The organism is Pseudomonas sp. PS01298 (genome assembly GCF_029959745.1).
Classification (GTDB): Bacteria; Pseudomonadota; Gammaproteobacteria; order Pseudomonadales; family Pseudomonadaceae; genus Aquipseudomonas; species Aquipseudomonas aylmerensis.
Genome location: NZ_JASCPP010000099.1, coordinates 1 through 25,145, shown reverse-complemented (window position 1 = coordinate 25,145; position 25,145 = coordinate 1). Strand labels below are relative to the sequence as shown.

Below are 25,145 nucleotides of genomic sequence, written 5' to 3'. Positions count from 1 at the left end.
GCAGCAGCCCCAATAACTTCACTGAGTTCGTTCAGGAATATCGAGGTGTCAGGTTCTGGGGCTGCTGCGCAGCCCAACGCGGGGCAAGCCCGCTCGCCACAATTGAGGTGCAGACTGCGCATAAAGTGAACATCCCAACCAAAAGCGCCACCTTTTAGCGCGTCGCAAACAGATAAGTAGCTCCCAAACGATTTACCCCTCGACCACCCGTCACCTGTGCGTGTGGTGACAGACTTTTCCTACGCCCTGAAAGCGCCTTCCCACAAGTGCTACCGATCTGCTCACACCCCTTGAGCAGGCTCACTCCTGCCACTGAATCGGGTCATATCCCGCACTCGCGGCGCGGGCTTATATAGACGCTTCATCAGGTCGTTTTCAGGAGTTATTGAATGGCCATTCAAATTTAGGCATGGCATTTGCTCTATCAATTCAAAGCCTCGCCTCTCCAGGACGAGCGCAATAACAAGAGCCTCGCCTGAGGCCATCACCCGCTTTGTGTGAGGAGATACCGCGATGACGTCGTTCAACTCAGGGGCCCAACCCCAGAACCGTGCGCCTCAATCCATCGGCTTTTTGCTGCTGGACAATTTCACGCTGATTTCCCTGGCGTCAGCAGTGGAACCGCTGCGCATGGCCAACCAGTTGTCCGGCCGCGAGCTGTATCGCTGGACCACCCTGAGTGTCGACGGCAACCAGGTCTGGGCCAGCGACGGCCTGCAAATCACCCCCGATGCCTCCATGCACAAAGCCCCGGCCCTGGACACTGTGATTGTGTGCGGCGGCGTGGGTATCCAGCGCACCGTTACCCGTGAACACGTGTCGTGGCTGCAAAGCCAGGCGCGTCAGTCGCGTCGCCTTGGCGCGGTGTGCACCGGCAGTTGGGCCCTGGCCTGCGCCGGCTTGCTCGATGGGTTTGATTGCAGCGTGCACTGGGAATGCCTGGCGTCGATGCAGGAAGCCTTCCCGCGGGTCGCCATGAGCACGCGCTTGTTCACCCTCGACCGCAACCGTTTCACCAGCTCCGGTGGCACCGCGCCGCTGGACATGATGCTGCACCTGATCAGCCGCGACCACGGTCGCGAACTGTCCGCAGCCATCTCCGAGATGTTCGTGTACGAACGCATCCGCAACGAACAGGATCACCAGCGCGTGCCGCTCAAGCACATGCTCGGCACCAACCAGCCGAAGCTGCAGGAAATCGTCGCGCTGATGGAAGCCAACCTTGAAGAGCCGATCGACCTGGATGAGCTGGCGGTGTACGTCGCCGTGTCGCGGCGCCAGCTGGAGCGGCTGTTCCAGAAATACCTGCACTGCTCGCCGTCGCGCTACTACCTCAAGCTGCGCCTGATCCGTGCGCGGCAGTTGCTCAAGCAAACGCCGATGTCGATCATCGAAGTGGCGTCGGTGTGCGGGTTTGTCTCCACGCCGCACTTCTCCAAGTGCTACCGCGAATACTTCGGCATTCCGCCACGCGATGAGCGTGTGGGTTCCAACACCACGCAGCAAGTGGCGATGATGCCGATTCCGCAGGCGCTGGTGTTGTCACCGTTGTCGGGGCCGATGTCGGCGTTGAGCCAGGCGCGCAATGAGTCGACTTTTGCCAGTGTAAGGCTCTAGGCCGAGCCGTCTTCATCGCAGGCAAGCCAGCTCCCACATTTTGGTCTGTGAATAGATTCAAATGTGGGCGCTGGCTTGCCGGCGATGGCGCGTTATCAGGCGCCAGAGTTTTGCTTGAACTGCACCAAGGCCGGCAACAACTGCTTGTCGATTGCCTGGCGTACCGCCGGCAGGATCGTCGCGCTGCCGGTGTACATCTGTTCCACCATGCCCTTGAGCGCCTTGGCCCGTGCGGCACTCAAACCGCGCACGGCGCACTCGCAGGCCTGTTCGGCGCTGGCGCCGCTGGACACCTCGAAACCCAGCGAGCGCAGCTGGCTCAGCAGGTCATCCTGGTCAATCAAATCCGCGTGCATCATGACGTTTATCCTGGTGTAGGGAGCGGGAGATTGAGGTCGATTCTGGTAGGCCATCACCGAGTCGGCAAGGCCTGAATGCGTGAATGTCCGGCACACCTATGAACAGGTCGTTTTCGGCTAACTCGCAAGGAAGGGGAGTGTGCACACTGGCATCAAGCAAGCAGCTTGAAGGTTTGGTCACCCTCGGGATGCGCAGCTCACACAAAGCACTCTGCCCCGATCCTGTCACGGCTGGATCGGGGTTTTTTTTGGCTGGAATCTGGGGTGTTGGTACTGGCCCTATCGCAGGCAAGCCAGCTCCCACAGTTTGGAGTGTGAGCCCGGTCAAATGTGGGAGCGGGCTTGCTCGCGAAGGGCGCGCCTCGGTCTACCGCTGCAACACCAATATCCGCGACAACAACTCATCCCGGTCCATATAGCACCCCTGGAAATGCCGCGCCCCCGAAGCCGGATCAAACGCATTGCGCGCGTGCAAGGTGCGGCGGTTATCGAAGCACCACAGCTCACCCGGGCTCAGGCGCTTGACCAGCCGAAACCGAGCCTCGCGCGTCATCGCAATAAACCGCCGATAAGCCCGATACAACAACGGCATCTGCTCCACCGGCGCCTCGAATGGGCCGCGCAAAAAGTTCGCCATGCGAATCTCCGCCACATCGCCCAGGGCATCCAGTGCAATGATCGGCGCGAGACGGCGATAGTCGCTGTGACGGTCCTTGTTGCGAAACTCCACGGGGATTTCACACAGTGCACGAAACGCCTCGGGGTCTTCCGTGCGCAGGGCATGGGCGATGGCGAAACCATCGACAAAAATACTCTCGCCGCCGGTGGCGTCGTTCACCAGGCAATGCAGGAATTGCAGCCCCGGTTGCAGCTCCCGCGTCGGCAAATCGCTGTGCAACGGCAGGTTGAAGGCGGTGTAGGCATTGCTGTCGGCATCGGCCTTGGATTGCACGTTGAACAGCACGCCGAAATTGCTTTCGCGGATAAACGCAATACGCTTGGCGATCAGCGCCAGCGAGCCGGGTTCGGTCGGTACGCCGCGCACTTGGGTCAGGCCAGAGTCGCGCACGGCCAGCAGCCACTGCAGCAGCGCCTTGGGGTCTTCCATCACGGCGGCGTAGTCGAACACCGGCAACGTGAAGCGGCTGTCCCAGAGCCTGGATTTCGGCCTGGCAGCCTGGCGTTCAGCGCGCGATTGGTCGTCGTAGGCGTGAGCCCGCAACCAGCCGGGATCGTATTGGCTGCGATGGCCGCCGAGCCACTGCACACTGAGAAAACCCTGCTCGATCTGCACATCGACGGCGGTCAGTGCCTCATCCACATCGACGATTTCCAGCACCTGCTCGCGGGTGACGCTGTACACGCATTCGGTGCACGGGCAGTTATCGCGCAGCCATTGATGATGAAACGGGCTGACCCGTCCATCGGCCCACCGCACGCGAATCTGATCGTTCAGCACCTGCGCATCGGCGAGGTCGCTGATCTTGGGGTAGGTACGAAAATCGGCAACAGCGGCGGCGGTTTGCATGGTGGCTCCTTATGGTTTTTTGGGTGGCAATCCAATCACTCGACCCAGCAGGGCGGGGCGGGGCAGGTCGGCTTGAGCGGTGCTGATGACCGTCAGCTTTTCCAGCGTGGCCTCGGTGAACGGCGCCGAATTCGGTCCTGCCAGGTCGACGTGCAAGAGCATCTGTTCATTGCCGGCCAGTTCCTGCTCATGACCGACTAAATGCAGGCTGTGATAGAGATGCAGGCGCTTGGCGTCGTGGGCGATCAGTTGCGTGTGTACTTCAACCTCGGCACCCAGTTTCACCTCGTGCAGGTAGTTGAGGTGCAGCTCGAGCGTGAACAACGAGTGGCCGCTGGCTTCGCGGTTTTCGCTGTCCAGCCCCAGGGTGTCCATCAGTGCGTCGGTGGCGTAGCTGAAGATCAGCAGGTAGAACGCATCGCGCAGATGGCCGTTGTAGTCCACCCAGTCCGGTTGGATTTTGGTGGTGTAGGTGGTCAATGCAGGCATGTCTGGGATTCCGGATCATTATTCGGTTCAACTGTAGGAGCTGGCTTGCCGGCGATGGCGATGTCGGATTCACCACCGCTATCGCCGGCAAGCCAGCTCCCACAAGGATCAACTGCCGTTATTCGGCGAAGCTCATGCCGTGCTTGGCTTTAGTCACCTTGACCGCCTCCAGCACTGCCAGCAGGCAATCATCACGATAGCGTTCCAGCGCCGAAATGCTGTGGCTGCCGAGTTGATCGCGGGTGCCGTCGACCACATCGTCAATCAACTTGTCGGTGAGTTCCGGTGCCGGCAGGTATGTCCACGGCAACTTCAGCGCGGGGCCGAACTGCGCCATGAAGTGGCGCATGCCGGCATCACCGCCCGCCAGGGTGTAGGTGAGGAAGGTGCCCATGAACGACCAACGCAAGCCGGCGCCAAAACGAATCGCATCGTCGATTTCACCGGTGGTCGCCACGCCGTCATTCACCAGGTGCAGCGCCTCGCGCCACAGCGCTTCGAGCAAGCGGTCGGCGATGAAGCCGGGGACTTCCTTGCGCACATGCAACGGGCGCATGCCGAGCGATTCATACACCGTGATCGCGGCCTGAATGGCTTGCGGCGCGGTGTGCTTGCCGCCGACCACCTCCACCAGCGGCAACAGGTACACCGGGTTGAACGGATGACCCACCACGCAACGTTCCGGGTGCGTGGAGCCTTCATAAAACTCGCTCGGCAACAGCCCTGATGTACTCGAGCCAATCAATGCATTCGGCTTGGCCGCTGCACTGATCTTGCTGTGCAGTTCCAGCTTCAACTCCAGGCGCTCCGGGGCGCTTTCCTGGATGAAGTCGGCGTCTTTCACGCACTCTTCAATGGTGGCGACAAAGCGCAGGCGCTCCTGCGAGGCACCTGGTGCCAGGCCTTGTTTCTCCAGGGCGCCCCAAGCATTCGCGACGCGCTTGCGCAGGGCGGCTTCGGCACCGGGCGCCGGGTCCCAGGCGACCACATCGAGGCCGTGGGCCAGGGCGCGGGACACCCAGCCGCTGCCGATAACGCCGCTGCCGAGGGCGGCGAAGGTTTTGATTTCAGTGATAAAGCTCATGGAAAATTCCTGAAGTATTCGGTGATCCCACATGTTTAATTCGCTTTCGGCAAGCAATCAGCCGCGCTTGGCCAGGCCCATCTTGATTCGACCTTCCGCCGGGGTCATGACCCGTGCACCCAGGCGGCTGAGGATTTCACTCGCCCGCTCCACCAGTTGGCCATTGGTCGCCAGCACGCCCTTGTCCAGCCACAGGTTGTCTTCCAGGCCGACCCGCACGTTGCCGCCCAGCAGCACCGCTTGTGCGGCCATCGGCATTTGCATGCGGCCAATGCCGAAGCCGGCCCACACCGCGTCGGCGGGCAGGTTGTCGACCATGGCTTTCATGGTGGTGGTGTCGGCCGGCGCGCCCCACGGAATGCCCAGGCACAGTTGGAACAACGGGTTATCGAGCAGGCCTTCCTTGATCATCTGCTTGGCGAACCACAGGTGGCCGGTGTCGAAGATTTCCAGCTCGGCCTTCACGCCCAGCTCTTGAATGCGCTTGGCGCCGGCACGCAGTTGCGCCGGGGTCGACACGTAAATGGTGTCGCCGTCGCCGAAGTTCAGGGTGCCGCAGTCCAGGGTGCAGATTTCCGGCAGCAGCTCCTCGACGTGAGCCAGGCGGGTCAGCGGGCCGACCAGGTCGGTATTGGGGCCGAACTCCATCGGGTGCTCGCCGCCGCCGATCTCCAGGTCGCCGCCCATGCCGGCCGTGAGGTTGACGATGATGTCGATGTCGGCCTCGCGGATGCGCTCCATCACTTCGCGGTACAGGGCGACGTCGCGGCTGAACTTGCCAGTGTGCGGATCACGCACATGGCAGTGCACCACGGTGGCACCGGCCTTGGCGGCTTCCACCGCGGCGGCGGCGATTTGCTTGGGGGTGACCGGCACGTGCGGGCTTCTGGCGGTCGTGTCGCCAGCACCGGTGAGTGCGCAGGTGATGATGACGTCGTGGTTCATGAGGCAGGTTCCTTACAGGCGTGGTGGTGCCGTTCGCAGCCAGGAGCGGCTGCGAAACGGTGATGCGGATCAGGTTATTTGCTGCTCAATTGCAGGTTGGCGGCGGCCGGTTTGCCGTCGAACGTGGTCACCCCTTCGAGCCAGCGCTGCTGGTCTTGCGGGTGATCCTTGAGCCACTGCCTGGCGGACTCGAGGGCGTCCTTGTGATCCAGCAACGGCTGCATCATTCGGCTCTCGTCGGCGGCAGTGAAGGTCAGGTTGGTCAGCAGCTTGTGGACGTTGGGGCACTGCTCGGCGTAGTTCGGCGCGGTAACGCTCCACACGGTGGCCATGCCTTCGTTCGGGCCCAGGGCATCGTCGCTGCCGGTGAGGTAAGTCATGGCGACGTTGACGTTCATCGGGTGCGGCGCCCAGCCGAAGAACACCACCGCTTCCTTGCGGCGCACCGCACGGTCGACGGCGGCGAGCATGCCGGCCTCACTGGATTCCACCAGCTGGAACTTGCCGAGGCCGAACTGATTCTTGGCGATCATGGCCTTGATCTGGGTGTTGGCGCCCGAGCCAGGCTCGATGCCGTAGATCTTGCCGCCCAGCTCTTTCTCGAACTTGGCGATGTCGGCGAAGGTTTTCAGGCCTTTGTCGGCGAGGTACGTGGGGACTGCGAGGGTGGCGCGGGCGTCTTCCAGGCTCGGCTTGTCGAGGACCTTGACCTGCTTGGCGTCGACGAACGGCGTGATGGTCTGGGTCATCAGCGGGTTCCAGTAGCCGAGGAACAGGTCCAGGCGCTGGTCGCGGATGCCGGCGAAGATGATTTGCTGGGAGGCGCTGGTCTGTTTGGTCTTGTAGCCGAGGCCGTCGAGCAACACTTGGGTCATGGCGCTGGTGGCGATTACGTCGGTCCAGTTCACCACGCCCATGCGCACGTTCTGGCAAGAGGCCGCATCGGCAGCCAGGACGTTCGTGCTCAAAATGGCGCTGGCGCTGAGTGCGAGCACGCAGCGGCTGATCAGTCGGTTCATGGTGGATCCCTCGGCAGGTCGTTATTGTGGGGGCCGGCGTCTTTGTGCGCCGTGAGGCCAAGTTACGCAGCTTGCAGGTCGAGAAAACGCACGGCGGCGACTCGCTCTTGCACTGCAGCGACCTGCCCCCTTGAATCCGCCCATGAACGGGAGTATCACAGTGCCACGCTGCCCGTCCGACGAGAGCGCCACCATGTCCCAGGATTTCTACTTTCTGCTGATGCCGGGTTTCTCGGCCATCGGTTTTATCTCCGCGTTGGAGCCACTGCGGGTCGCCAACCGCTTTCGTGGTGAGCTGTACCGCTGGCACATACTGAGCGCCGATGGAGGGGCGGTACTGGCGAGCAATGGCATGTCGGTCAACGCCGATGCCGCGCTGGAACCCCTGAAAAAAGGCGCGACGCTGCTGGTGGTGGCCGGCTTCGAGCCGCTGCAGTTCGCCACGCCTGCGCTGGAGCACTGGCTGCGCCGCCTCGACCACGATGGCGTGACCCTCGGCGCCATCGACACCGGCGCGTGTGTGCTGGCCGAAGCCGGTTTGCTCGACGGCCACCGGCTGACCCTGCACTGGGAAGCCATCGACGCCTTCAAGGAATCTTATCCACAGCTCACCGTGACCCAGGAGCTGTTCGAGATCGACCGCCGGCGCATCACCTGCGCCGGCGGCACCGCTTCCATCGACCTGATGCTCGACCTGATCGCCCAGGCCCACGGCCCGGACCTGGCGATCCAGGTCTCCGAGCAATTCGTGCTCGGGCGTATTCGCCCACGCAAAGACCACCAGCGCATGCAGATCGCCACGCGCTATGGCATCAACAACAAGAAGTTGGTGCAGGTGATCGGCGAAATGGAGCAGCACACCGAACCGCCCCTGAGCACCCTGGCCCTGGCGGAGGCGATCAAGGTCACGCGGCGCCAGCTGGAGCGCTTGTTTCGCCTGCACCTGAACGACACACCGAGCAACTTCTACCTCGGCCTGCGCCTGGAAAAAGCCCGGCAACTGCTGCGCCAGAGCGATATGAGCGTGCTGGAAGTGAGCATTGCCTGCGGGTTTGAGTCGCCGTCGTACTTCACCCGGAGTTATCGGGCGCGGTTTGCGAAATGTCCGCGGGAGGATCGGCGACGGGAGGCGGTTTGACGGCCAATTATAGTCGATTATACTCGCTACTATAATTTATAGTCCTTTGCATAATTGAGTATAAAACCATGTCCAAGCACAGCGGCTTTGTATTCCGCCGTCCCGCCCTGGCCAGCAGCATTGCCGATGGCCTGGTGGGGGCTGGCATCCAGGATTTCACCTCGGGCCTGTTTCTAGCGGCGCCGCGTCGCACGGGCAAAAGTACATTTTTGCGCGAGGACCTGATCCCGGAGTGCCAGCTGCGCGGTTGGCTGGCCGTGTATGTCGATCTGTGGGCCGACAAAGAGAAAGACCCTGCGGAGTTGATCGCCAGTGCAATCGCCGCCGCGCTGGTGCCCTATGAAAAGGGCATTCGCAAGCTGGCCAAGAACATTGGCATCGAGAAATTAAGCTTCCTGCGTACCCTGTCCTGGGATTTCACCAAGCCGCAATTGCCCGTCGGTGCGACGCTGACCCAAGCCTTGGAATTGCTCCACAGTGCTGCGGAAAAACCCGTTGTGCTGGTGATTGATGAAGCACAGCACGCCTTGACCACCGAGTCAGGCATCAATGCGATGTTCGCGCTGAAGGCCGCCCGGGACCAGCTCAACCAAGGGCGTGACGAGGAGGGCAGCGGTTTGCACCTGGTGTTCACCGGTTCCAACCGCGACAAGCTGGCCCATTTGGTGCTGGGCAAGAGTCAGCCGTTCTTCGGGTCCAGCATCACGCCGTTCCCGTTGCTCGGCAAAGAGTTCACGCGAGCCTACACCGCGCACCTCAACGCACATTTGGCTAAAACCAATCAGTTCAACGCCGCCGACATTGATGACGCCTTCGAGCTGGTAGGCCGTCGCCCCGAAATGCTGCGCACCATTATTGGCGAAGTGGCGCTGGAGCTGGGCGAAGCGAGCAATCTGGGCCAGTTGCTGCACAGCCGCGCCGAATTTCTGCGTGCCGGCGTGTGGACGGAATTCGAAAGTGCCTGGAACAACCTCACCGTCCCCCAGCGAGCCGTGCTCGAGGTCATGGTGCAGCGCTCGCAGAACAACGAACCCTTTGCGCCGTTCACCGACAGCACCCTCACGGCGGTGAGCAAGGCGCTGGAAGCCATGGGCAGCGATGTGGTGCCGGGCACCCAGACGATTCAGGCCTGTATCGATGCCCTGCGCGACAAGGAACTGGTGTGGAAGTCGAGCCGGGGCGGTTATGCGCTGGAGGACAAAATCTTCGGCGACTGGCTGCTGCGCAAGCGCTGAAGGGCAACGCGGGTCAAATGTGGGAGCTGGTTTGCCTGCGATAGCGGTCGATCAGGCAGTGCAGGGTTGTCAAACCGTCATCGCCGGCAAGCCAGCTCCTACAGGGGGTTGGTGTGTGGCTTATTTCTTCAGCAGGGCCGAACACGCCGCCTTATAGGCTTCATGCTGATACTTGTTCAACGAGGCCGGCAGCTCGAAGTTGTGTTTCTTGTTCTGTGCATTGATGGTCTGCGGCGACAGCAGCGTCACTTCAACCCCCTCCAGCAACTGAAATACGCCTTCGATCTTGAACGTGGTCGGGCCGCCGGCGAACTCGCCTTTCTTGCTGCGCTTCTTGATCGCGATCCGGGTGATGGCGTTGGCCTGCACGAACGCCTTCACCTGAGCCGCAAAGGCTTTGACGTTGGCGGCTTCATCGTCGTCTTCAAGCGCGATTTTCTTGGTGGCCAGGGCGACGTGGGCCAGCGCCTGGTTATCCAGGGAGGCAACGGCGATGATGGCTTCGCTGCCTTTGATTTCGATGCCGCAGAGAGTCATGAGTAGCCTTGATTCAAGAGGAAAGTGACGGGGATTGTCGCTTATTCCTGCCCGATCGACTCCAAAAACTCCGACCGCTCATCACTCATCCGTGCCAGGCAGTCATTTTGCGCAATCGCGTAGGCCTTGGTCCCGTTCACCGCTGGGAAGGTGTCCACGGCGCAGTCGGCGTCACGCAGTTTTTCCCACTTTTGCTGGGCATCCTTCAGACGAGCGGTAATGTCGGCGAGTTTGGTCTTGTCGCTGCCATAGGTCGAACCCATGCGTTCCAGCAGGCCCTGGTAGTTATCCTTGAGCAGCTGTTCGGCGGTGGTTTTGTTGTAGGTGGCGCATTCCAGGGTTTGCTTGTCGTTTTCGATGCCATCGCACGGCGTGCTGTCGGTGTCTTCGGCCGCGTGGACGCCGGTTGCGATGAGTGCCAAAGCCAGGAAAATCGATTTCATTGCGCCGTCTCATATCAGGTGATGCGGAATTCTGGCTCAAGCGTAAGACAAATAACAGCCGCCAGTCAGACACCTCTTAACAGCCTTTGTCGCGGATTGACGCTTTCGGCAATTCCCCTGTCGTTTTTGCACCCGGCTCGGGTTTGCCCTGGGCATATGCTGGCCCCAAAGCGCCGGCAGACGATTCGGCGCATGAATCGCCAATAAGGGGACGCCTGATGAGCCCAGCCGAATTGCACGCCGACAGCATCGTTATCGACGGGCTGATTATTGCCAAGTGGAACCGCGACCTGTTCGAGGACATGCGCAAAGGTGGCCTCACCGCCGCCAACTGCACCGTGTCGGTGTGGGAAGGGTTCCAGGCCACGATCAACAACATCGTCGCCAGCCAGACCCTGATCCGCGAGAACAGCGACCTGGTGATCCCGGTGAAAACCACCGCTGACATCCGCAAGGCCAAGGAGCAGGGCAAGACCGGCATCATCTTCGGCTTCCAGAACGCCCACGCGTTTGAAGACCAGTTGGGCTATGTCGAGATCTTCAAGCAGCTCGGCGTCGGTGTGGTGCAGATGTGCTACAACACCCAGAACCTGGTGGGCACCGGCTGCTACGAACGCGATGGCGGCCTGTCGGGCTTCGGACGCGAGGTGGTCGCCGAAATGAACCGCGTCGGCATCATGTGCGACCTGTCCCACGTCGGCTCCAAGACTTCCGAAGAAGTCATCCTCGAATCGAAAAAGCCGGTGTGCTACTCCCACTGCCTGCCTTCCGGCCTGAAAGAGCACCCGCGCAACAAGTCCGATGAAGAACTCAAGTTCATTGCCGACCATGGCGGTTTTGTCGGCGTGACCATGTTTGCGCCGTTCCTCGCCAAGGGCATCGACTCGACCATCGACGACTACGCCGAAGCCATCGAATACACCATGAACATCGTCGGCGAAGATGCCATCGGCATCGGCACCGACTTCACCCAGGGCCATGGCCAGGATTTCTTCGAAATGCTGACCCATGACAAGGGCTACGCCCGCCGCCTGACCAGCTTCGGCAAGATCATCAATCCGCTGGGCATCCGCACCGTGGGCGAGTTCCCCAACCTCACCGAGACCCTGCTCAAACGCGGCCACAGCGAGCGCGTGGTGCGCAAGATCATGGGCGAGAACTGGGTCAGCGTCTTGAAGGACGTTTGGGGCGAGTGAATACCTCCGGAGCCTACTCCGCTCGCCGATAGCTGCGTCAGGTCCTCGCGCCAAACTCGCCGTACGTCCCGTACTGCCTCGCTTGTCGCTCCGGTCCTTCCTTGCTCTCGACGTGCTCGCTACGGCTCCAAAGTCATTCACACGGCTTGTTTATAAGAGCAAAGCAAAAGCTTTGCTAAGCACTGAAAACGAATTTTCTGGAGTTAAGTTTCCATGGCCAAGATCGCCCCGCAATTGCCTATCGAAGTCGACAGCGAAACCGGTGTCTGGACCTCCGACGCCCTGCCGATGCTGTACGTGCCGCGCCATTTCTTCGTCAACAACCACATCGGTATCGAAGAAGTCCTGGGCGCCGACGCCTATGCCGAGATCCTCTACAAAGCCGGCTACAAATCCGCCTGGCACTGGTGTGAAAAAGAAGCCGAATGCCACGGCCTGGAAGGCGTCGCGGTGTTCGAGCACTACATGAAGCGCCTGTCGCAACGTGGCTGGGGCCTGTTCAAGATCCAGGACATCGACCTCGACAAAGGCACGGCCAGCGTCAAGCTCGAACACTCGGCGTTTGTCTACGTGTACGGCAAGGTCGGGCGCAAGGTCGACTACATGTTCACCGGCTGGTTTGCCGGCGCGATGGACCAGATCCTGCAGGCCCGCGGCAGCAGCATCCGCACGGTAGCCGAGCAAGTCTACGGTGGCTCCGAAGAGGGCCACGACGACGGCCTGTTCACCGTCAAGCCGTTGTAAGTCGAGGAACCCTGCCATGGCTTTCGAAGCAATGTTCGCGCCGATCCAGATCGGCAAACTGACCATTCGCAACCGCGTGCTCAGTACCGCCCACGCCGAGGTGTATGCCACCGACGGCGGCATGACCACCGACCGCTATGTGAAGTACTACGAAGAGAAAGCCAAGGGCGGGATCGGCCTGGCGATCTGCGGCGGGTCTTCCAGTGTGGCCATCGACAGCCCGCAAGGCTGGTGGAAATCGGTGAACCTGGCCGACGACCGCATCATCCCGCACTTTCAGAACCTGGCCGATGCCATGCACAAGCATGGCGCCAAGATCATGATCCAGATTACCCACATGGGCCGCCGCTCGCGCTGGGACGGCGAGCATTGGCCGACCCTGCTGTCGCCCTCGGGCATCCGCGAGCCGGTGCACCGTGCGACCTGCAAGACCATCGAGCCGGAAGAAATCTGGCGTGTGATCGGCAACTACGCCACGGCGGCGGCACGCGCCAAGGCCGGTGGCCTGGACGGGGTGGAACTGTCGGCGGTGCACCAGCACATGATCGACCAGTTCTGGAGCCCGCGGGTCAACAAGCGCACCGACGAATGGGGCGGCAGCTTTGAAAACCGCATGCGCTTCGGCCTGGAAGTGTTGAAGGCGGTGCGCAAGGAAGTCGGCCCGGATTTCTGCGTCGGCATTCGTTTGTGTGGCGATGAATTCCACCCGGACGGCCTGTCCCACGAGGACATGAAGCAGATCGCCAAGTATTACGACGACACCGGCATGCTCGACTTCATCGGCGTGGTTGGCTCGGGGTGCGACACCCACAATACCCTGGCCAACGTGATCCCCAACATGAGTTATCCACCGGAGCCGTTCCTGCACCTGGCGGCCGGTATCAAGGAAGTGGTCAAGGCCCCGGTGCTGCACGCGCAGAACATCAAGGACCCGAACCAGGCCACGCGGATCCTGGAAGGCGGCTACGTCGACATGGTCGGCATGACCCGTGCGCACATCGCCGACCCGCACCTGATCGCCAAGATCAAGATGGGCCAGGTCGACCAGATCAAGCAGTGCGTCGGCGCCAACTACTGCATCGACCGCCAGTACCAGGGCCTGGATGTGCTGTGCATCCAGAATGCTGCGACGTCCCGTGAGTACATGGGCGTGCCGCACATCATCGAGAAGTCCACCGGGCCCAAACGCAAAGTCGTGGTGGTCGGTGCCGGCCCGGCCGGGATGGAAGCCGCACGGGTGGCTGCAGAACGGGGCCACGACGTGACCCTGTTCGAGAAGAAAGACTTTATCGGTGGGCAAATCACCACCGCTTCCAAAGCCCCGCAACGCGACCAGATCGCCGGCATCACCCGCTGGTTCCAGTTGGAGTTGGCGCGCCTGAACGTGGACCTGCGCCTGGGCGTGGCGGCGAATGCCGACGCGATCCTCGACCTGCGCCCGGATGTGGTGGTGCTGGCCGTCGGCGGGCATCCGTTCCTGGAACAGAACGAACACTGGGGCGCAGCCGAAGGCCTGGTAGTCAGCAGCTGGGACGTGCTCGACGGCAAGGTTGCGCCGGGCAAGAACGTGCTGGTGTACGACACCATCTGCGAATTCACCGGCATGTCGGTGGCGGACTTCCTGGCGGACAAGGGCAGCCAGGTCGAGATCGTCACCGACGACATCAAGCCGGGCGTGGCCGTCGGCGGTACGTCGTTCCCGACCTACTACCGCAGCATGTACCCCAAGGAAGTGATCATGACCGGCGACATGATGCTGGAAAAGGTCTACCGCGAAGGCGACAAGCTGGTGGCGGTGCTGGAGAACGAATACACCGGCGCCAAAGAGGAGCGGGTGGTCGACCAGGTGGTGGTCGAGAACGGCGTGCGCCCGGATGAAGAACTCTATTACGGGTTGAAAGCCGGCTCGCGCAACAAGGGCCAGATGGACATCGAAGCCCTGTTCGCGATCAAGCCGCAGCCGTGCTTGAGCGAGGCGGGTGAGGGTTACTTGCTGTTCCGCATCGGTGACTGTGTAGCGCAGCGCAATACCCACGCCGCGATCTATGACGCCCTGCGCCTGTGCAAGGATTTCTGACCCACCTGATCGTTCCCACGCTCCGCGTGGGAATGCCGCCCTGGACGGCTCTGCGTCCGCTCTTAAGGTCGTGACGCAGAGCGTCACAGGATGCATTCCCACGCGGAGCGTGGGAACGATCATTGACCCCGAGATCTGTGGGAGCTTCACCATGTTGAACACCTTGCTTCCTGTTCTTTTGTTCGCAGCGATAGGCCTCGCCGTCCTCGGCGCCCTGCGCCGGGTGAACATGTGGCGCCGTGGCCGTGCATCCAAAGTCGACCTGCTGGGCGGCCTGCTGGCCATGCCCAAGCGCTACATGGTCGACCTGCACCATGTGGTCGCCCGTGACAAATACATCGCCAACACCCACGTCGCCACCGCCCTGGGCTTTGTGCTCTCGGCGCTGCTGGCGATCCTGGTGCATGGGTTCGGCCTGCATAACCGCATCCTGGGCTACGCCTTGCTGCTGGCTTCGGTGCTGATGTTTGTCGGTGCCACGTTCGTCTACCTGCGTCGGCGCAACCCGCCTGCGCGCCTGTCCAAAGGCCCGTGGATGCGCCTGCCGAAAAGCCTGATGGCGTTTTCGGTGAGTTTCTTCCTGGTGACGTTGCCGGTGGCCGGGGTCCTGCCTGCGGACTTCGGCGGCTGGTTGCTCGCTGTGCTGCTGAGCCTTGGCGTGCTGTGGGGCGTGTCCGAAATGTTCTTCGGCATGACCTGGGGCGGCCCGATGAAACACGCCTTCGCGGGCGCCCTGCACCTGGCCTGGCACCGCCGGGCCGAGCGCTTCGGTGGCGGCCGCTCCACCGGCTTGAAGCCGCTGGACCTCAGCGACAAGACCGCGCCATTGGGGGTGGAAAAACCCAAGGATTTCACCTGGAACCAACTGCTCGGCTTCGACGCCTGCGTGCAGTGCGGCAAGTGCGAAGCCGCGTGCCCTGCATTCGCCGCCGGCCAGCCGCTGAACCCGAAAAAGCTGATCCAGGACATGGTGGTCGGCCTGGCCGGCGGCACCGATGCCAAGTTCGCCGGCAGCCCTTATCCCGGCAAGCCTGTCGGCGAACACAGCGGCAACCCGCACCAACCGATCGTCAATGGCCTGGTGGACGCCGAGACCCTGTGGTCCTGCACCACCTGCCGCGCCTGCGTGGAAGAGTGCCCGATGATGATCGAGCACGTGGACGCCATCGTTGACATGCGCCGCCACCTCACCCTGGAAAAAGGCGCCACGCCGAACAAGGGCGCCGAGGTCCTGGAAAACCTGATCGCCACCGACAACCCCGGCGGCTTTGCGCCGGGCGGGCGCCTGAACTGGGCGGCGGATTTGAACCTGCCACTGCTCAGCGACAAAGGCCGCGCCGACGTGCTGTTCTGGGTCGGCGACGGCGCATTCGACATGCGTAACCAGCGCACCCTGCGAGCTTTCGTCAAAGTGCTCAAGGCTGCCAAGGTCGACTTCGCCGTGCTCGGCCTCGAAGAGCGCGACAGCGGCGACGTGGCCCGCCGTCTCGGCGATGAAGCCACCTTCCAACTGCTGGCCACGCGTAATATCCAGACCCTGGCCAAGTACAGCTTCAAGCGCATCGTCACCTGCGACCCGCACAGTTTCCATGTGCTGAAAAATGAGTACGGCGCCTTCAACGGTGACTACGTGGTGCAGCACCACAGCACCTTCATGGCCGAGTTGATCGGCGACGGCGCGCTGAACCTGGGCCAGCACAAGGGCAACAGCGTGACCTATCACGACCCGTGCTACCTGGGGCGCTACAACGGCGAATACGAGGCGCCGCGCCAGGTGCTGCGCGCGCTGGGCATCGAGGTCAAGGAGATGCAACGCTCGGGCTTCCGTTCACGCTGCTGCGGCGGCGGTGGTGGTGCGCCGATCACCGACATCCCCGGCAAGCAACGTATCCCCGATATGCGCATGGAGGACATCCGCGAAACCGGCGCCGAGCTGGTCGCCGTGGGCTGTCCGCAATGCACTGCGATGCTGGAAGGTGTGGTCGAACCGCGCCCGATGATTAAGGACATCGCCGAACTGGTGGCTGACGCGTTGCTTGAAGACGCCGCACCGGCCAAGACCCTGAAACGCGAACCTGCGGAGGTGCACTGATGAGCGACATTATCCGCCGCGACCCACGGGCCGAATGGATCGCCCGCAACCGCCTGCACCCGTTGCATGCAGCGATGCAGCCGGCGCAACACAGCTGGATGGGGCCTAACGGTGTGATTCGCAAAAACGTCCACGGTGTCGGCTTCATCGGCCCCAACGGCATCAAGCGCATCGACCGCAGCGGCGCCCAGCAGGGCGGCGCAGCCAAGCGTACGGCGGCGGTGCAGGTGCAGTTGCCGCTGCACCAGGTGCCTGCGCCGGCGTTCTACATCAACGTGGTGCCGGACATGGTCGGCGGCCGCCTGAGCAGCCACGACCGCGACCTGCTCGGCCTCGCGCGGCAACTTGCCGGCAGTGACGGCGCGGTGCTGGCGGTGGTGTTTGGCGAGCACAAGGAAAGCGCCTTTGCCACGGCCGGGGTGGATCGCCTGCTCGTGCTCGACGGCCACGAATTCGACGGTTATGCACCGGAACAACGCGTGCAGGGCCTGCGTGCTGTGGATAACCAGTTCAACCCGCGCCATTGGTTGCTGCCCGACAGTCGCAGCGGTGGTGGTGAGTTGGGTCGGCGCTTTGCCGCCAGCCTCAAGGAACGTCCGGCCACGCGGGTGTGGCAGATCAAGGGCCAGGAGTGCATCGGCCGCGCCGGGGCGGGCCAGGAGGACTTGGCGCGACCGCTGCCGCGCCTGATCCTGGCCGCCGCCGAGTGCGCCGAGCCGGTCAGCGAGACCCGCCACGAAGTGTTGTCCGTGGAGTTATCCACAAGCCTGGCACGCAGCCTGCCGCGCATCGAAGACCTCGGCGCGGTGGCGGTGGACCCGGCAGCGATTCCGATGGCCGAGGCCGAATTCATTTTCTCTGGCGGCAATGGCGTGAAGGACTGGGCGCTCTTCCACCAGACCGCCGCTGCTTTGGGCGCCACCGAAGGCGCATCGCGCGTGGCGGTGGACGACGGCTTCATGGCCCGCGATCGCCAGGTCGGCGCCAGCGGCACTTGGGTGACGGCGCGGGTGTACGTGGCCGTGGGGATTTCCGGGGCGATCCAACACCTGCAAGGCATCGGTGCCTGCGACAAGGTGGTGGCGATCAACCTCGACGCCGGCTGCGACATGATCAAGCGTGCCGACCTGTCGGTAATCGGCGACAGCGCCGCGATTCTGCAAGCCTTGATCAATGCGGTGCAGACATACCGCAACGGCGCCAAGCGCGATGCGGCTTAAGGATATGGCCATGACCACGAATGTAATCAGCCTGGTGTCCATCGGCGCCCACCCGACCTCCGGCCGCCCACGTCGCGCCGAACAGGACGCGCGCGCGGTCGAGTTGGGCCTGCAGATGGCGGGGGACAAATTGCAGGTGCTGCACGCCGGCGATATCCACGAGCCGACCTTGCGCAGCTACCTGGGCATGGGTTTGCCGCAGCTGCACGTGCTCGAACAACCGGCCGGCGCTGATGCCTTGCCGGTGCTCAGTGATTATTTGCGCGAGGCCGGCGCCCAGGTGGTGCTCACCGGCAGCCAGGCCGAAACCGGCGAAGGCTCGGGAATGTTGCCGTTCCTGCTGGCCGAGCAGTTGGGCTGGCCGCTGATTGTCGGCCTGGCGCAGGTGGAGTCCATCGATGGTGGCGTGGCCCACGTGCTGCAAGCCTTGCCCCGTGGCCAGCGGCGCCGCCTGAAGGTGCGCCTGCCGTTCCTGGCGACTGTGGATAACGCCGCGCCCAAGCCACGACAAAGCGCCTATGGCCCCGCGCAACGCGGCGAGCTGGCGGCCCATGAGGTTGAGGTCGAGCAGGACGATTTATTCACCGGCGCGCTGTTGCAGCCGGCCAAGCCACGGCCCAAGCGCCTCAAGGTGATCAAGGCCAAGAGTGGCGCTGACCGCATGAAGGCGGCCACGGCCAAGGCCAGCGGCGGCGGCGGGCAAGTACTCAAGGGCGTGAGCGCCGAAGAAGGCGCCCACGCCATTCTCAAGCTGCTCATCGAAGAAGGCGTCGTGCGCTGATTCAGGGCATTACGAGGCCTGTGTGGGAGCTGGCTTGCCTGCGATGGCTTCATCGCGGTCTTGCCCTGGACCGGGTCGCCTGCATCGCGGGCAAGCCCGCTCCCACAGGAAAGCCGGTTGGGCCAGTGTTTTGCGGCGCGCCTGGAGGATTACCCACAATCCCTGTTGATCCACCTGTGGATAACCTGTTCGCGGTTGTCCACACCCCCTGCAAATCAAGCCCTGTAGCCCTCTGTATGAAAAACAACCAGCCTAACTGACGGTTTTTCCTTGGGTTTTTCTCTTATTCAGCGCCTCTCTGTCCACAGACTTTCCCCCAAAGTCTGTTGGCGCTTCTGTGGATAAGATGTTCGCTATCGGCTGCAGGCCATATAAACAGGGGCTTTCAGGTTGTTGGTCGAAATATGATCAATTAGGCAGTATTACCGGCTGTGTGAGCCTGGATACCCCGGTTTATGAAGGTTTGAAGCGGTTTTCCACAGCGCTGGCAAAGTTGCCCCCAAAGTCTGTTGGTGCTTCTGTGGATAAGGTGTTTGCGCACCGCTGCAGCCCACGGATTATGTGGCTTGCAAAGGATTGATCAATAAGTGATCAATGTGTATCGGGAACCGTGAGCTTGAATAAGTCACGGATTTTCTTCAGTTAATTTTGGACGGGTCGTGCAGTTGCCCACAATTGCTGTGGGTGGCTTTGTGGATAAGTTGTTGGGTAAAGGCTGGAGGGCACAGTGGTAAAGGGGTGTAGCGGGGTTGATCAATTATTGATCATTGCGTGGGGCTAAAAGTAGGAGCGGGCTTGCCCGCGAAAGCGGTGTGCCAGTCGTACAATTTACTGGCTGATCTACCCCTTTCGCGAGCAAGCCCGCTCCCACATTTTTATCTGTGGTGTGTCAGTTACTCGTGAACCGCAACGCCCTTGAGGTAAGGCGCGGGCGCCGCCCCCAGGTTGTTGAGCATGCGCTCGCTGTACCAGTCCACGAAGTTCACCACGCCAAATTCATAGGTCTTCGAGTACGGTCCTGGCTGGTAGGCCGTGGAGTTGATGCCGCGCTGGTTCTCTTCGGCCAGGCGCCGGTCCTGGTCGTTGGTGGCGTCCCACACCTGGCGCATGCGCTCCACGTCGTAGTCCACGCCTTCGACGGCGTCCTTGTGCACGATCCACTTGGTGGTGACCATGGTTTCCTGGGCGCTGATCGGCCACACGGTGAACACGATGATGTGGTCGCCCATGCAGTGGTTCCACGAGTGCGGCAAGTGCAGGATGCGCATCGAGCCCAGGTCGGGGTTCTTGATGCGGCCCATGAGCTTGGCGCAGCCCTGCTTGCCGTCCAGGGTCATCGACACGGTGCCCTTGAGCAAAGGCATGCGCACGATACGGTTGCGCAGGCCGAAGCTGGCGTGGGCGTAAGGGATTTTCTCGGCATCCCAGGCGGCGGCCGAGGCGGCGACGTGGTCCTTGAAGGCCTGGTCGGCGCGCGGATCGGTGACGTCGTCCCATTCCAGCAGGGTTTTCAACAGCTCCGGGTGCGACGCGTTGCAGTGGTAGCACTCGCGGTTGTTTTCCAGCACCAGTTTCCAGTTGGCTTTTTCCATCAAGGTGGTTTGCACCGCCACCTTGGTGTTCTCCATGTCGTACGGTTCCATGTAGTGATTGAGCGTCGACAGGAAGTCATCGATGGCCGGCGGATTCTCGGCCAGGCTGATGAAGATGTAGCCGCCGGCGGTCTTCACGTTCACTGGCTTGAGGCCGTACTGCTTCATATCGAAGTCGGCGCCCATCTCGGTGCCGGCGAACAGCAGGCGGCCGTCCAGCTCGTAGGTCCATTGGTGGTAGTGGCACACCAGTTTGGCGACCTTGCCCTTGTCGCTGGTGCACAGGCGCGAGCCCCGGTGGCGGCACACGTTATGGAACGCATGGACCACGCCTTCGGCGCCACGGATCACGATGATCGGGTTCTTGCCCACTTGCAGGGTCAGGTAGTTGCCCTTGGTAGGGATTTCGCAGGTCATGCCGGCGATCAACCATTCTTTCTGGAAGATCTCCTGCATGTCGATATCGAACAGCCGTTCGTCAGAGTAGAACGGCTGCGGCAGCGAGAAGGTGCGCTCGCGCTCTTGCAGCATTTGCGCGGTGGCCTTGCGTGCGGGTTCCAGCGGATCGCCCAAGCTCAGGGTTGCGGTGACGTCCATCGTGTGTGTCCTCATGGCCATTCTGTGTGGCCGGGATAAGTGGCTACGGTTGTTGCTGTGCAAGGCGTAAAGAAAGCGTCGTTGTTGGAAGCGAGTGTGGGGCCGCCGATGCCCCGAACCTTATCCATGAGCGACATGGCCCACTCTGATCCCGACGCGCAACCCCCGTGGTATGGGGGCTGGTCGCGATAAGTATGTGAATGTCGCAGATAGGTAAATGGGTGGTTCTCGCGTTACGCAGAATCGCCACCATCAGGCCGACACACGGCTACGGAGAACAGCATGTCCAACAGCTTCCTGAATCCGGTCACCACCCAGACCTGGGCCAATGGTCGACACATCGTCCGTTGCGTCAAAGTCATCCAGGAAACCTGGGACGTGCGCACCTTCTGCTTCATGGCCGACCAGCCGATCCTGTTCTTCTTCAAGCCGGGCCAGTTCGTGACCCTGGAACTGGAAATCGACGGCCAGCCGATCATGCGCTCCTACACCATTTCCAGTTCACCGTCGGTGCCTTACAGCTTCTCGGTGACCATCAAGCGCGTGCCCGGTGGGCGTGTGTCCAACTGGCTGCACGACACCCTGCATGAAGGCCAGGAACTGGCGGTGCACGGTCCGGTGGGGTTGTTCAATGCCATCGACTTCCCGAGCCCGAAAGTGCTGTACCTCAGCGGTGGCGTGGGGATTACCCCGGTGATGTCCATGGCGCGCTGGTTCTACGACACCAACGCCAACGTCGACATGACGTTTATCCACAGCGCCCGTTCGCCCAAGGACATCATCTACCACCGCGAGCTGGAACACATGGCGTCGCGGATCGACAACTTCAGCCTGCACCTGATCTGCGAGAAACACGGGCTGGGCGAGCCCTGGGCCGGTTATCGCGGCTACTTGAACCACAAGATGCTCGAGCTGATGGTGCCGGACTTCCTGGAGCGCGAAGTATTCTGCTGCGGCCCCACGCCTTATATGAACGCAGTGAAGCGCCTGCTGGAAGCTGCCGGTTTCGACATGGCGCGCTACCACGAGGAATCCTTCGGCGCGACGCCGCCGGAAGCGCGCGCCGATGCGGTGGAGCAAGCCGAACAAGCGGCCGAGGCACCGGAAATCGACCTGGCGGACCTGCACCAGGTGGAGTTCATTGCCTCGGGCAAGAGCATTCGCGTGGCGCCTGGCGAAACCGTCCACGCAGCGGCGGCCAAGCTTGGGCTGTTGATCCCCAAGGCCTGCGGCATGGGCATCTGCGGAACATGCAAAGTGATGAAGCTGGGCGGGGAGGTCGAGATGGACCACAACGGCGGGATCACCGAGGAAGACGAAGCCGAAGGCTACATCCTGTCGTGCTGCAGTGTGCCCAAGGGTGATGTGCGCATCGAGTTCTGACCCTCATCCTGATCGTTCCCACGCTCCGCGTGGGAACGCCTCCTTGGACGCTCCGCGTCCCGCTGTATGACGCCGAGCATCACGGGCTGCATTCCCACGCAGAGTGTGGGAATGATCAGGTCCAGCGCTGAATCTCGATCAAACCTTCTTGTCCTGCATAGTTGCGGGCACTGGAATATCGCCAGTGTTCCGCCAAGTCCACATAGCCGCGCTTTACCGGGTTGTGGTGAATGTAATCAAGCTTTTGGCGCATCACTGATTCGCTGTACACCAGTTCGGCGTGTGAGCCCTCCTGCCATAGCTGATAAGCCCGATCTGCCTTGTGGGCTCGTTTGCTGAAGCGCAGGCGCTGCAACACTCGTTCAGCTCCTCGGCTATGCAAGTCGTCGATAATGGTTCGGGCTGTGAACGATTTGAATTGAGCGACGCATCTTCCAAGATCCGACGCCTGAGCGATGCAGTGCAGATGGTTTTCGAGGACTACGTAGCCGTAGAGATTGAGATGTTCGTGGGTTTGTTGATAGCGCCAGCAGCTCAATAGATGGCCGACGAGGTAGTCGCGGGTAAATAGCGGTAGCCATTCCATGACGGTGAAAGTCAGGAAGTGTGGCTTTTCAGGTTCGGTAATGGTGTAACGACTTCTGCCCATCAATTCATCCTTGAATCGTGCTGTGGCCTGGACGCGGAGCGTCACGGGCTGCATTCCCACGCAGAGCGTGGGAACGATCAGTTAGAGGTTACTGGGCATAGATATGCACGACGAAGTGCTGGCCTGATGCTGTCAATTCGTAGACTTTGTCGTAGATCCGCAAGGTCCTGGATGGTTCGCGGATGGTGTCACCGACTTTTGCGTATTTGCGAAACTCATCCCAATCAATGACGGTGGTGCTAATGGTGCCGTCGCCTTGCAGGTTGTTAGTGTTGTTTTGATATTCCATGGTGTAGTCCTCTGCTGGAGTTCCATTTCCGGCCGATTGTTCGGCAGGCGGTGATACCCGAAAGGAGGTCGCTGCAGCGGCCTTTTCCTTCCGGGTTCCAAGAGGCTAGTCAACGAAAAGCGGGTTCGCTGCTGTCAGAAATATCAATAAACAGTCTCGGCATTCAGCCAGTATGCGCTGGCCTTTTTCCTACGTTAAGCGTTCATCACTTCCCGAATATCCGCAGCCAATTCTCTTACGCGCTCTTCTTCGGTATCCCACGCACACATGAAGCGCGCACCGCCTTTGCCGATGAAGGTGTAGAAGCGCCAGCCCTTGGCCGTGAGTGCGGCGATGGCCGGTTCCGAGAGTTGCAGGAACACGCCGTTGGCCTGTACCGGGAACATCAATTCCACACCCGGAATGTCTGCCACCAGGCTGCTCAGCAGCTGCGCGCAGTGGTTGGCATGGCGTGCGTGTTTGAGCCAGGCGTCGTTTTCCAGCAGGCCCACCCACGGCGCGGAGAGGAAGCGCATTTTCGACGCCAGCTGGCCGGCCTGTTTGCAGCGGTAGTCGAAGTCTTCAGCCAGTTTGTGGTTGAAGAACAGGATCGCTTCGCCCACCGCCATGCCGTTCTTGGTCCCGCCAAAGCACAGCACGTCGACCCCGGCTTTCCAGGTCAGGTCGGCCGGCGAGCAGCCGAGGAACGCGCAGGCGTTGGAGAAGCGTGCGCCGTCCATGTGCAGGTTCAGGCCCAGCTCCTTGCAGGTAACGCTGATCGCGCGGATTTCTTCCGGGGTGTACACGCTGCCGACTTCGGTGGCTTGGGTGAGGGTGACCACGCGCGGTTTCGGGTAGTGGATGTCCTGGCGCTTGAGGGCGATCTCACGGATCGATTCCGGGGTCAGCTTGCCGTTTTCGGTGCGCGCGGTGAGCAGCTTGGAGCCGTTGGAGAAAAACTCCGGTGCGCCACATTCGTCGGTTTCGACGTGGGCGGTTTCCGAGCAAATCACGCTATGGTAGCTCTGGCACAACGAGGACAGCGCCAGCGAGTTGGCTGCAGTCCCGTTGAAGGCGAAGAACACTTCGCAGTCGGTTTCAAACAGATTGCGGAAACCGTCGGCGGCGCGATGGGTCCATTCATCATCGCCGTAGGCGCGTTGATGGCCCTGGTTGGCTTGTTCCATGGCGGCCCAGGCTTCCGGGCAGATGCCCGAATAGTTGTCGCTGGCGAATTGTTGGCTCTTGTCGGTCATGGCCCATTCCTGTGGTCGATGTTGGTGCGCACTGTAACCAAGATTGTCGGGCGTGCGCACGCACTGTAAATGCAAAGTCACTGGGGAATTATGCACGGCACTGAAACGATTCCTGTCAGACGCGTCCGTGATGGCGCCCTGGACCTGCTCAAGTGGCTGGCGCTGCTGTGCATGGTGCTTGATCACCTGCGCTATGTCGGGCTGAGCCTGGATGGCCTGTACGTACCGGGGCGCCTGGCGTTCCCGTGGTTTTGCCTGGCGATTGCGGCGAATTTGCATCGGGTCAAGGGCGCGCCGGTGACGGGCCAATGGCGCTATCTGGGCTGGTTGCTGCTGTTCAGCGTGATCAGTGAAGTGCCGTACCGTCTGTTTATCGACGATGCCGATACCTTGAACGTGCTGCCGACCCTTGCGTTGGGTCTGCTGGTTGCCCGAGGATGGCAGCAGAAGACGCTTTTTGATAGAGGATTGGCGCTGATTGCCGTCACCATTGCGGCCGTGTTTTCCGCGCAGCTGATGTTCGGTTTTTTCGGCGTATTGCTGCCGTTGGCGATGCTGCTGGTGTTTCGTCGTGCCTGGTATTTCAGCCTGTTGCCGGGGGTGGTTTGCGTGGCCGCCAATCAATGGCAGATTTTGCTCGAGAGCGGCACGCCGGTCGCATTGATGGGGTTGGCGGCATGTCTGATTGCGCCATTGGCTGGTCTGTTTCTGTTGCGACGTGCCAAAAACGTCTCGCCACCGGCCATGCGGCGTTGGGCTTATGTCCTCTATCCCCTGCATTTCCTGCTGCTGTTACTCGTCCGCCAGATCATCGCCTAACCCCCTGTGGGAGCGGGCTTGCTCGCGAATGCGGTGGGTCAGTTAACCCATGTATTGGCTGACCCGCCGCATTCGCG

23 protein-coding genes are annotated in these 25,145 nt (G+C 61.5%); 11 read left to right on the top strand and 12 right to left on the bottom strand.

Annotated elements, in window-relative coordinates:
- The first annotated feature begins 513 nt into the window (after positions 1 to 513).
- Complete coding sequence (locus QMX97_RS25635) at positions 514 to 1,617, top strand: GlxA family transcriptional regulator (RefSeq protein WP_005792167.1); 1,104 nt, start codon at positions 514 to 516, stop codon at positions 1,615 to 1,617.
- Positions 1,618 to 1,712: 95 nt separating this feature from the next.
- Here QMX97_RS25635 and QMX97_RS25630 read toward each other — a convergent pair whose 3' ends face one another.
- From QMX97_RS25630 to QMX97_RS25605, 6 genes are all read right to left on the bottom strand, one after another.
- Complete coding sequence (locus QMX97_RS25630) at positions 1,713 to 1,976, bottom strand: hypothetical protein (protein ID WP_065904803.1); 264 nt, start codon at positions 1,974 to 1,976, stop codon at positions 1,713 to 1,715.
- Between the two features lie 367 nt (positions 1,977 to 2,343).
- Complete coding sequence (locus tag QMX97_RS25625; RefSeq protein WP_282397831.1) at positions 2,344 to 3,504, bottom strand: gamma-butyrobetaine dioxygenase; 1,161 nt, start codon at positions 3,502 to 3,504, stop codon at positions 2,344 to 2,346.
- Positions 3,505 to 3,513: 9 nt separating this feature from the next.
- Positions 3,514 to 3,993 carry a thioesterase family protein gene (locus QMX97_RS25620; RefSeq protein WP_106802431.1) on the bottom strand — a complete coding sequence of 160 codons (480 nt, stop codon included), beginning with the start codon at positions 3,991 to 3,993 and terminating at the stop codon, positions 3,514 to 3,516.
- A gap of 118 nt (positions 3,994 to 4,111) precedes the next feature.
- The gene (locus QMX97_RS25615; protein ID WP_282397830.1) at positions 4,112 to 5,077 is read right to left on the bottom strand and encodes an L-carnitine dehydrogenase; all 966 of its coding nucleotides are present in this window, start codon (positions 5,075 to 5,077) and stop codon (positions 4,112 to 4,114) included.
- A gap of 57 nt (positions 5,078 to 5,134) precedes the next feature.
- Positions 5,135 to 6,022, bottom strand: a complete 888-nt coding sequence (locus QMX97_RS25610) for a 3-keto-5-aminohexanoate cleavage protein (RefSeq protein ID WP_065904795.1) — start codon at positions 6,020 to 6,022, stop codon at positions 5,135 to 5,137.
- A 74-nt stretch (positions 6,023 to 6,096) separates the two neighbouring features.
- Complete coding sequence (locus QMX97_RS25605; protein ID WP_065904794.1) at positions 6,097 to 7,041, bottom strand: choline ABC transporter substrate-binding protein; 945 nt, start codon at positions 7,039 to 7,041, stop codon at positions 6,097 to 6,099.
- A 193-nt stretch (positions 7,042 to 7,234) separates the two neighbouring features.
- On the opposite strand from QMX97_RS25605, the gene QMX97_RS25600 reads away from it, so the two are divergent.
- Positions 7,235 to 8,179, top strand: a complete 945-nt coding sequence (locus tag QMX97_RS25600) for a GlxA family transcriptional regulator (protein ID WP_065904801.1) — start codon at positions 7,235 to 7,237, stop codon at positions 8,177 to 8,179.
- A 68-nt stretch (positions 8,180 to 8,247) separates the two neighbouring features.
- Positions 8,248 to 9,414: an AAA family ATPase gene (locus QMX97_RS25595; RefSeq protein WP_282397829.1), complete on the top strand. Its 1,167-nt coding sequence runs from the start codon at positions 8,248 to 8,250 to the stop codon at positions 9,412 to 9,414.
- Between the two features lie 120 nt (positions 9,415 to 9,534).
- Here the strand turns inward: QMX97_RS25595 and QMX97_RS25590 are convergent, their stop codons facing one another.
- Both QMX97_RS25590 and QMX97_RS25585 read right to left on the bottom strand, forming a co-directional pair.
- A complete protein-coding gene (locus QMX97_RS25590; RefSeq protein ID WP_282397828.1) occupies positions 9,535 to 9,951 on the bottom strand; it encodes a DUF3010 family protein in 417 nt (138 codons plus the stop codon).
- A gap of 41 nt (positions 9,952 to 9,992) precedes the next feature.
- Entirely contained in the window at positions 9,993 to 10,394 is a 402-nt protein-coding gene (locus QMX97_RS25585) for a lysozyme inhibitor LprI family protein (RefSeq protein WP_034109800.1), read from the bottom strand.
- A 218-nt stretch (positions 10,395 to 10,612) separates the two neighbouring features.
- Between QMX97_RS25585 and QMX97_RS25580 the strand changes: the two genes are divergently transcribed.
- The 6 genes from QMX97_RS25580 to QMX97_RS25555 all read left to right on the top strand — a co-directional run bounded on the left by QMX97_RS25580 (position 10,613) and on the right by QMX97_RS25555 (position 18,504).
- Complete coding sequence (locus tag QMX97_RS25580) at positions 10,613 to 11,590, top strand: dipeptidase (protein ID WP_213552689.1); 978 nt, start codon at positions 10,613 to 10,615, stop codon at positions 11,588 to 11,590.
- A 213-nt stretch (positions 11,591 to 11,803) separates the two neighbouring features.
- Positions 11,804 to 12,334, top strand: a complete 531-nt coding sequence (locus QMX97_RS25575) for a DUF5943 domain-containing protein (protein ID WP_120450249.1) — start codon at positions 11,804 to 11,806, stop codon at positions 12,332 to 12,334.
- Between the two features lie 16 nt (positions 12,335 to 12,350).
- Positions 12,351 to 14,411: a dimethylglycine demethylation protein DgcA gene (gene dgcA / locus QMX97_RS25570; protein WP_065904785.1), complete on the top strand. Its 2,061-nt coding sequence runs from the start codon at positions 12,351 to 12,353 to the stop codon at positions 14,409 to 14,411.
- Between the two features lie 151 nt (positions 14,412 to 14,562).
- The gene (dgcB, locus tag QMX97_RS25565) at positions 14,563 to 16,503 is read left to right on the top strand and encodes a dimethylglycine demethylation protein DgcB (protein ID WP_282397827.1); all 1,941 of its coding nucleotides are present in this window, start codon (positions 14,563 to 14,565) and stop codon (positions 16,501 to 16,503) included.
- Entirely contained in the window at positions 16,503 to 17,723 is a 1,221-nt protein-coding gene (locus tag QMX97_RS25560; RefSeq protein WP_282397826.1) for an electron transfer flavoprotein subunit alpha/FixB family protein, read from the top strand. Before dgcB ends, QMX97_RS25560 begins: the two co-directional genes overlap by 1 nt.
- 10 nt (positions 17,724 to 17,733) lie before the next feature.
- Positions 17,734 to 18,504, top strand: a complete 771-nt coding sequence (locus QMX97_RS25555) for an electron transfer flavoprotein subunit beta (RefSeq protein ID WP_282397825.1) — start codon at positions 17,734 to 17,736, stop codon at positions 18,502 to 18,504.
- A gap of 893 nt (positions 18,505 to 19,397) precedes the next feature.
- Here QMX97_RS25555 and gbcA read toward each other — a convergent pair.
- Complete coding sequence (gene gbcA / locus QMX97_RS25550) at positions 19,398 to 20,693, bottom strand: glycine-betaine demethylase subunit GbcA (protein WP_065904777.1); 1,296 nt, start codon at positions 20,691 to 20,693, stop codon at positions 19,398 to 19,400.
- A gap of 282 nt (positions 20,694 to 20,975) precedes the next feature.
- Here gbcA and gbcB point away from each other — a divergent pair, with 282 nt between their 5' ends.
- Positions 20,976 to 22,076, top strand: a complete 1,101-nt coding sequence (gbcB, locus tag QMX97_RS25545; protein ID WP_106802438.1) for a glycine-betaine demethylase subunit GbcB — start codon at positions 20,976 to 20,978, stop codon at positions 22,074 to 22,076.
- A gap of 115 nt (positions 22,077 to 22,191) precedes the next feature.
- Here gbcB and QMX97_RS25540 read toward each other — a convergent pair whose 3' ends face one another.
- The 3 genes from QMX97_RS25540 to QMX97_RS25530 all read right to left on the bottom strand — a co-directional run bounded on the left by QMX97_RS25540 (position 22,192) and on the right by QMX97_RS25530 (position 24,249).
- Positions 22,192 to 22,725 carry a transposase gene (locus QMX97_RS25540; RefSeq protein WP_282397824.1) on the bottom strand — a complete coding sequence of 178 codons (534 nt, stop codon included), beginning with the start codon at positions 22,723 to 22,725 and terminating at the stop codon, positions 22,192 to 22,194.
- Positions 22,726 to 22,813: 88 nt separating this feature from the next.
- Positions 22,814 to 23,014 (bottom strand): hypothetical protein, encoded by a 201-nt coding sequence (locus tag QMX97_RS25535; RefSeq protein ID WP_065904771.1) that lies wholly within the window; start codon positions 23,012 to 23,014, stop codon positions 22,814 to 22,816.
- Positions 23,015 to 23,208: 194 nt separating this feature from the next.
- Complete coding sequence (locus QMX97_RS25530) at positions 23,209 to 24,249, bottom strand: low specificity L-threonine aldolase (protein WP_065929441.1); 1,041 nt, start codon at positions 24,247 to 24,249, stop codon at positions 23,209 to 23,211.
- Positions 24,250 to 24,339: 90 nt separating this feature from the next.
- On the opposite strand from QMX97_RS25530, the gene QMX97_RS25525 reads away from it, so the two are divergent.
- The gene (locus QMX97_RS25525; protein WP_282397823.1) at positions 24,340 to 25,068 is read left to right on the top strand and encodes a TraX family protein; all 729 of its coding nucleotides are present in this window, start codon (positions 24,340 to 24,342) and stop codon (positions 25,066 to 25,068) included.
- The last annotated feature ends 77 nt before the right edge of the window (positions 25,069 to 25,145 follow it).

Excerpts from the sequence above, each read along its gene's own strand:
- QMX97_RS25635 (WP_005792167.1), top strand. The coding sequence starts at position 514 with ATGACGTCGTTCAACTCAGGGGCCCAACCCCAGAACCGTGCGCCTCAA.
- QMX97_RS25630 (WP_065904803.1), bottom strand. The coding sequence starts at position 1,976 with ATGATGCACGCGGATTTGATTGACCAGGATGACCTGCTGAGCCAGCTG.
- QMX97_RS25625 (WP_282397831.1), bottom strand. The coding sequence starts at position 3,504 with ATGCAAACCGCCGCCGCTGTTGCCGATTTTCGTACCTACCCCAAGATC.
- QMX97_RS25620 (WP_106802431.1), bottom strand. The coding sequence starts at position 3,993 with ATGCCTGCATTGACCACCTACACCACCAAAATCCAACCGGACTGGGTG.
- QMX97_RS25615 (WP_282397830.1), bottom strand. The coding sequence starts at position 5,077 with ATGAGCTTTATCACTGAAATCAAAACCTTCGCCGCCCTCGGCAGCGGC.
- QMX97_RS25610 (WP_065904795.1), bottom strand. The coding sequence starts at position 6,022 with ATGAACCACGACGTCATCATCACCTGCGCACTCACCGGTGCTGGCGAC.
- QMX97_RS25605 (WP_065904794.1), bottom strand. The coding sequence starts at position 7,041 with ATGAACCGACTGATCAGCCGCTGCGTGCTCGCACTCAGCGCCAGCGCC.
- QMX97_RS25600 (WP_065904801.1), top strand. The coding sequence starts at position 7,235 with ATGTCCCAGGATTTCTACTTTCTGCTGATGCCGGGTTTCTCGGCCATC.
- QMX97_RS25595 (WP_282397829.1), top strand. The coding sequence starts at position 8,248 with ATGTCCAAGCACAGCGGCTTTGTATTCCGCCGTCCCGCCCTGGCCAGC.
- QMX97_RS25590 (WP_282397828.1), bottom strand. The coding sequence starts at position 9,951 with ATGACTCTCTGCGGCATCGAAATCAAAGGCAGCGAAGCCATCATCGCC.
- QMX97_RS25585 (WP_034109800.1), bottom strand. The coding sequence starts at position 10,394 with ATGAAATCGATTTTCCTGGCTTTGGCACTCATCGCAACCGGCGTCCAC.
- QMX97_RS25580 (WP_213552689.1), top strand. The coding sequence starts at position 10,613 with ATGAGCCCAGCCGAATTGCACGCCGACAGCATCGTTATCGACGGGCTG.
- QMX97_RS25575 (WP_120450249.1), top strand. The coding sequence starts at position 11,804 with ATGGCCAAGATCGCCCCGCAATTGCCTATCGAAGTCGACAGCGAAACC.
- dgcA (WP_065904785.1), top strand. The coding sequence starts at position 12,351 with ATGGCTTTCGAAGCAATGTTCGCGCCGATCCAGATCGGCAAACTGACC.
- dgcB (WP_282397827.1), top strand. The coding sequence starts at position 14,563 with ATGTTGAACACCTTGCTTCCTGTTCTTTTGTTCGCAGCGATAGGCCTC.
- QMX97_RS25560 (WP_282397826.1), top strand. The coding sequence starts at position 16,503 with ATGAGCGACATTATCCGCCGCGACCCACGGGCCGAATGGATCGCCCGC.
- QMX97_RS25555 (WP_282397825.1), top strand. The coding sequence starts at position 17,734 with ATGACCACGAATGTAATCAGCCTGGTGTCCATCGGCGCCCACCCGACC.
- gbcA (WP_065904777.1), bottom strand. The coding sequence starts at position 20,693 with ATGGACGTCACCGCAACCCTGAGCTTGGGCGATCCGCTGGAACCCGCA.
- gbcB (WP_106802438.1), top strand. The coding sequence starts at position 20,976 with ATGTCCAACAGCTTCCTGAATCCGGTCACCACCCAGACCTGGGCCAAT.
- QMX97_RS25540 (WP_282397824.1), bottom strand. The coding sequence starts at position 22,725 with ATGGGCAGAAGTCGTTACACCATTACCGAACCTGAAAAGCCACACTTC.
- QMX97_RS25535 (WP_065904771.1), bottom strand. The coding sequence starts at position 23,014 with ATGGAATATCAAAACAACACTAACAACCTGCAAGGCGACGGCACCATT.
- QMX97_RS25530 (WP_065929441.1), bottom strand. The coding sequence starts at position 24,249 with ATGACCGACAAGAGCCAACAATTCGCCAGCGACAACTATTCGGGCATC.
- QMX97_RS25525 (WP_282397823.1), top strand. The coding sequence starts at position 24,340 with ATGCACGGCACTGAAACGATTCCTGTCAGACGCGTCCGTGATGGCGCC.